Below are 5,671 nucleotides of genomic sequence, written 5' to 3'. Positions count from 1 at the left end.
CGGCGTCGTCACTGACCGCGACCTGGTCACCGAATGCGTCGCACCCGGCCGAGACCCGGCGACATTCCAGGTCGGCAACTGCGTCGCCGAGGACTATGGCTCCACCCAGCACCCCACGACCGTGAAGCCCGACATGGAGATCGAAGACGCCATCCACGTGATGGAGCAGAGCGGAGTCCACCGCCTCCCCGTGACCGAAGACGGCCTCAAGGCGATAGGCATGTTGTCCTTCGACGAGATCGCCGCCGACATCCAGCACTACCTCAACCACTTCTTGTCCGTCGCCGGCCGCTACCGCCACCACCGATAGGGCGGCGCGACGCCGCACTCCCGGGGAGCGGGCGTCCGGGCCCGCGGCCCCCAGACCTTAGGCCTCTGCGGGCCGCAGCGATTGCCTTTCTGGATGGAGGCGGCCCGGCCGGCCCCGGGCCCGGCACCGCCAAGCCCCGCCGAGGCTTCGGCTGGCGGCCGGCAAAATCACAGCACGAAATGGCCTCATTCGCCCTCGAGGTCCAGGGTCCCCGGGTTGAGGACTGAAGCCCGCAGGTCCGGGCCTGCCATCGTCCGGACTTGGAGGTTTGCGGGTTCGAAGGTTATCGTGGACGCTTGCCGGCGCTGAATCTGTCCCGTTAGCCCGAGCCGGCAGGGAGGCAAGGCGAATGGCTCCTGCTCGGAATGCCGTGGAGTCTGGCGGTAGCGCCGGGCCGTGGCAGGCGGTCGGATCGGTAGCGTGGTTTCTCATGGACGGCCTGTGGCTCCTGGGCGCGGGCTTCGAGGTGGTGCTGGCCCTGGGCGTCGCCAGCGTCGCCGCTCACCTGCTGGTGCTGGCGTTGCGGGTTGGTGACCCCGCCCTGCAGGCAGTGAACGCCGCCGAGACCTGCTGGGTCGGCTTCAACGTCCTGTGGCTGGTGGATGACTTCCAGGAGCAGGAGTGGGCGCTGCTGCTGGCGAAGGCCCTCTTCCTTGCCGGCGCGGCCCTGCTCCTGGCCGCCTTCGTCGCGGGCAGACGCGATGGCCGGTCCGTGCTGCCCCGGTTCCGCCGCTTGCGGACGGGGATCGAGTCATGACCTCCCTGGAGCCACGCCTCCCCTCCGAAGGGCGGGTGCTCGAGTTCGACTTCCCTGGCCTGGAGATAGGCCTGGCCGAATACGACGAGGGCCCGACGGGTTGCACCGTCTTCCACTTCCCCCGCGGCGTCGCGTTCGCGGCGGACGTGCGCGGCGGCTCCCCGGGGACCATCGGCGTCGACTACGGCTGGGCCCACGCCTTCTGCTTCGCCGGCGGGTCGCTCATGGGGCTGGAGGCCGCGAGTGGCGTCGCTGCGGAGCTCTTCGCCCGGCGCGGCCACGAGCACGTGGACTGGAACGACGTGCCTCTCGTGGCGGGTGCGATCATCTTCGACTTCGGCGCCAGGCGTAACGGCGTCTACCCGGACAAGGCCCTGGGCGCGGCCGCCCTCCGCGCCGCGCGGCCGGGCGTCTTCCTCCTGGGGCCTCGCGGCGCCGGGCGCATGGCGGCCGCCGGCAAGGCCGTCGCCTTCGACCAGGCAGAGCCGGCCGGGCAGGGCGCGGCCTTCCGCCAGTACCGCGGCCTGAAGATGGCGGTGTTCACGGTCGTGAACGCGCTCGGCGCCGTCTATGACCGACAGGGCAACATCGTGCGCGGCAATCGCGACCGTGCTTCGGGCAAACGCCTCTCCCTGGTCGCGGAGGCCGAGCAGAGCCTGCTGGGCCTCGGCGGGCCGGCAGCCCCTCCCTCCGGCAATACGACGCTCACGTTGGCCCTGACCAACGCCAGGCTGCCGGGGCGGACGCTGGCCCAGCTGGCACGCCAGGTGCATGCCTCCATGGCGCGCGCGGTCCAGCCCTTCCACACGGACCACGACGGCGACGTGCTCTTCATGGCGGCGACAAACGAGGTCGACAGCCCGCTGGCTGCGATGGGTGGAGCGCTGGGGGCCCTGATCTCGGAGGTCGCGTGGGACGCCGTGCTGGCCTCCTGGGATCCGGATGAGCCCACGGCCGCCCCGCCGCGGGGCTAGCCGGCCCTGAGCCAGCTGCCGCGCGTGGGCGGCATCAGAAGCCAAGGTGGACATGCGCTCGCCGCTCTCTCTCGTCCGGGAGGCTGCTCCTATAATTCCGAGCAGCCTCTGCATCCCGGCAGGTCGCCGCCAACAGCCAGAGTTGGCGCCTGCGGAGCAACAAGGAGAACGGCTTGGGCTGGCAGGAAGATTACAAGCGCAAACTGACCACGCATGACGAGGCGGTGAGGGTCGTGAAGTCCGGGGACCTGGTCGTGTTCCCGCTCGTGCCGCCGTGGTCGCTCGCTCAGGCGCTGGCGAAGCGGCGCGAAGAGCTACGCGACGTGACCGTGCGAGTGACGTCACCGATCGGTGACCCGGGTTGGTACGACGAACAGTGGGCGCAGGCCTTCACCGACTTCGAGTTCGAGCTGTTCATCGGCGACCCCAACAGGCACGTGACCGATAGCGGCCGCGGTACGTACCTGCCGAACGTCTTCTCCGTCGAGTTCAAGGCTATCGACGAGCGGCCGGGTGAGGTCCGTAAGCCGGACGTCGTCTTCGTAAACGTCTCACCGCCAAACAAGAACGGCTACGTGAACTTCGGCGTGCACATGTGGAACAAGCGCGCCTACGCCCGCCGCGCCCGCACTGTCGTCGCGGAAGTAGTCCCTCAGCCCGTGATCGCGCACGGCGACTGCTGGATGCACGTCTCCGAGATCGACCTCTTCGTTGAAGGCACGGGCGCGATGTTCGCCGGCGCCGCGGGTGCCGGGGGGCAGGCTGGCGGGCCGCTGGCGGCTTACCTAGAGGCGGTGCCCGAAGACCGGCGCCCCGGCCTCCGCCAGGTGCTGCTGGCGGCGGAGCGCTCGCGTCTCCAGCAGATGCTGCCCGAGATCGGGCCCCGTCTGGCGGACTACACGCCGGAGACGCTGGCACAGGCGCTCCAGGTGAACCTCGGCCCGCCGGAGCACGTGAAGGCCATCGCCGGGTACGTCAGCGAGGTCGTGCCGGACGGCGCCACGCTCCAGATCGGCATCGGCGAGCCGGCGCGCTGGCTTGCGTCGATAGGGACGTTCGATGGCAAGCACGACCTTGGGATTCACACCGAGCTGGGCTGCCCGGGGCTCGCGAAGCTCTTCGCCACGGGCGTCGTGACCAACCGCCGCAAGACCATCCACAACGGCGTCGCCATCGCCGTGGCCTGGACCGGTTGCGACAACGAGGACATGGCGATCATCGACGACAACCCGCACTTCCAGGTTTACGACCCCGAATACGTCCTCAACCTGCGCACCATCATGGCGAACGAGAACATGGTGGCGATCAACAACGCCATCAGCGTCGACCTGCTTGGCCAGATCAACTCCGAAAGCGTCTTCGGCGGCCGGATGATCAACGGCACAGGCGGCCAGCCGGAAATGCACATCGGCGCCTTCAGCGCCAAGGGTGGGCGGGCGATTACCTTACTGCCGTCGACGGCGCTGGGCGGGACTGTCTCCAAGATCGTGCCCCAGCTCGACGCCGGTGCGATCGTGACGATCCCCCGTTACTACGCGGACACCGTGATCACGGAGTACGGCATCGCGCGCCTGGCCGGGAAGAGCCACCGCCAGCGGGCAAGCGAGCTCATCGCCATCGCCCACCCCGACTTCCGCGCGGAGTTGCGCCGCGAGGCGGAGAGGCTCTGGGCCCGGCTCTAGGCCTCGCGCTGCCGCCGTCATACGACAGTTCTATACGCATAACTCTGCGTATCTATGGAAACCCCCTTGCTTTTTCCGGTGGCTCGCTTGAGAATCACGCCGGACCGGAATCGATTCGGGGGGTGGACTTCGGCTATGACGGCGCGTGGGTACTGGGAGCGGACACGCGGGGCACGGTTGGCCCGTCGACGAGCGATCGCGGGCGCGGCGGCGCTGGCCACGGGCGCGGCGGCGCTATCTCTCGTCGGCTGCGGCAACGACGCCAGGAAGGTGACCTCGGACATCGACATCGCGGGCGGGCTGGGGGTACCCAAGGACACCAGCTCCATTGCCGTCCAGGGCGGCACCTACAAAAGCGTCACGAACCAGGACGTACAGACCTTCGACGTCGGCGAGACGAGCAACTTCACCGCCTACGGCGCGGCGCCGTTTGTCTACAGCAAGATCGTCAAGAGCAAGTCCGTGCCCACTCAGCCGGTCGGCAAGGAGATCGACGGCGACCTGGCGGAGAAGTGGGAGATCACCTCGGACGGCACGCAATGGACCTTCCGCATCCGCGACGCGAAAATGTCGCCCGTCGCGCCGCTCAACGGCCGCGCCGTCGACATCGAGGACGTCCGTCTCAGCTGGGAGCGGTTCGCGGCGAAGAATCCGCGCCGCAACCGCTACGACATGATCGACAAGTTCGAGACGCCGGACTCCCGGACCATCGTGTTCAAGCTGAAGTTCCCCTACGGGCCCTTCGGCAAAATCCTTGCCGATAACAGCGCCTTCTGGGTAATGCCCAAGGAGGTCGCCCAGGGGAAAGTCGACTACCGCAGCACCGCCGCCGGCATGGGGCCGTACATGCTGGAGGAGTACAAGCCATCCTCCCACGTGTACTGGAAGCGCAACCCGAACTACTTCATGCAAGGCCTTCCCTACGTCGACCGCTGGGAGTTCCCCATTGTCACGGAGTACGCGCAGCGCCTGGCGCAGTTCAAGGCGGGGAACATCTACGCCCTGACGCCGAACACCGCGGACATCATCTCCCTACGCCAGGACCAGCCGAACGCGGTCCCCTACCAGCCGGACTTCACCGTCGGCTGGCCGGTGATCTTCTTCGGGCGCACGGATCCTGTGTTCCACGGCGAGAAGGGTGACGTGCGTATCCGGCGCGCGCTCTCGATGGCGATCGACCGCGACTTGTTCATCGACACCTTCTACAACGTGTCGCAGCTCCAGAAAGCCGGCTTCGCGAACATCGAGACCCGCTGGCACAACATGCTCTCCTGCGGCTGGCCGTACTGGCTCAACCCTCAGAGCAAGGAAATGGGCTGGCCCGACAAGGCGCCCGGCCTCTGGTACAAGTACGACGTCAAGGAGGCCAGGGCGCTCCTGGCCGCTGCCGGCTACCCGAATGGCATCGACATGGACGTCCACTACGCGACCATCTTCCTGGCAGGCGCCACCTTCCGTAACCAGGTCGAGGCGACGATGGGTTTCTGGAAGGAGGCCGGCTTCCGTATCACCCACAAGCCGGAGGACTTCCAGACCGAGTTCCTCCCGCGCACGGTGGAAAAGGGCGACATGACCGGGATCGCGGTGAGCCCCTCGGGCGAGTACAACGAGGTCGACACGCTGCTCACCTCCCAGTGGCGGCTGGTCGAGGGCGCGCCGAACGACCGCAACCCGCCGGGCTACAACAACCCCGAGCTCAACGCCATGATCGACAAGCAGCGCCGGACGCTGGACGAGAACGAGCGCACGAAGATCCTGCACGACATCCAGATCTGGCTCTCTGACAGGCTCTGGGGCATCCCCTGGGGCGGCCAGGCGACCAGCGGCTTCACGTTCTACTATCCGTGGATCCAGAACGTGCAGGTCTTCCGCGGCTCGCCCGATAGCATTACGCGCGTCTGGATCGACCAGACAAAGCTGCCGTCCTAGCAGGCAGTCCCCGCGGCGT

5 protein-coding genes are annotated in these 5,671 nt (G+C 67.8%); all 5 read left to right on the top strand.

Features of this window, described 5'->3' with window-relative positions:
- A partial coding sequence (locus VNN10_08340; GenBank protein HXH22024.1) for a CBS domain-containing protein occupies nt 1-310 on the top strand: 310 nt, incomplete at its 5' end.
- A 349-nt stretch (nt 311-659) separates the two neighbouring features.
- Nucleotides 660-1,067 carry a hypothetical protein gene (locus tag VNN10_08335; protein HXH22023.1) on the top strand — a complete coding sequence of 136 codons (408 nt, stop codon included), beginning with the start codon at nt 660-662 and terminating at the stop codon, nt 1,065-1,067.
- Nucleotides 1,064-2,041 (top strand): P1 family peptidase, encoded by a 978-nt coding sequence (locus tag VNN10_08330; protein HXH22022.1) that lies wholly within the window; start codon nt 1,064-1,066, stop codon nt 2,039-2,041. Before VNN10_08335 ends, VNN10_08330 begins: the two co-directional genes overlap by 4 nt.
- 173 nt (nt 2,042-2,214) lie before the next feature.
- The gene (locus VNN10_08325; GenBank protein HXH22021.1) at nt 2,215-3,723 is read left to right on the top strand and encodes an acetyl-CoA hydrolase/transferase C-terminal domain-containing protein; all 1,509 of its coding nucleotides are present in this window, start codon (nt 2,215-2,217) and stop codon (nt 3,721-3,723) included.
- A 135-nt stretch (nt 3,724-3,858) separates the two neighbouring features.
- Complete coding sequence (locus VNN10_08320; GenBank protein ID HXH22020.1) at nt 3,859-5,652, top strand: ABC transporter substrate-binding protein; 1,794 nt, start codon at nt 3,859-3,861, stop codon at nt 5,650-5,652.
- The last annotated feature ends 19 nt before the right edge of the window (nt 5,653-5,671 follow it).

This window comes from Dehalococcoidia bacterium (assembly GCA_035574915.1).
In the GTDB taxonomy this organism is placed as follows: Bacteria; Chloroflexota; Dehalococcoidia; order DSTF01; family WHTK01; genus DATLYJ01.
The sequence above is the reverse complement of the archived record's forward strand: the minus strand, read 5'-3'. Positions and strand labels throughout refer to the sequence as shown.

Bases quoted from the DNA above. Each gene is read 5' to 3' on its own strand.
- VNN10_08320 (HXH22020.1), top strand. From the start codon at position 3,859: ATGACGGCGCGTGGGTACTGGGAGCGGACACGCGGGGCACGGTTGGCC.
- VNN10_08330 (HXH22022.1), top strand. From the start codon at position 1,064: ATGACCTCCCTGGAGCCACGCCTCCCCTCCGAAGGGCGGGTGCTCGAG.
- VNN10_08335 (HXH22023.1), top strand. From the start codon at position 660: ATGGCTCCTGCTCGGAATGCCGTGGAGTCTGGCGGTAGCGCCGGGCCG.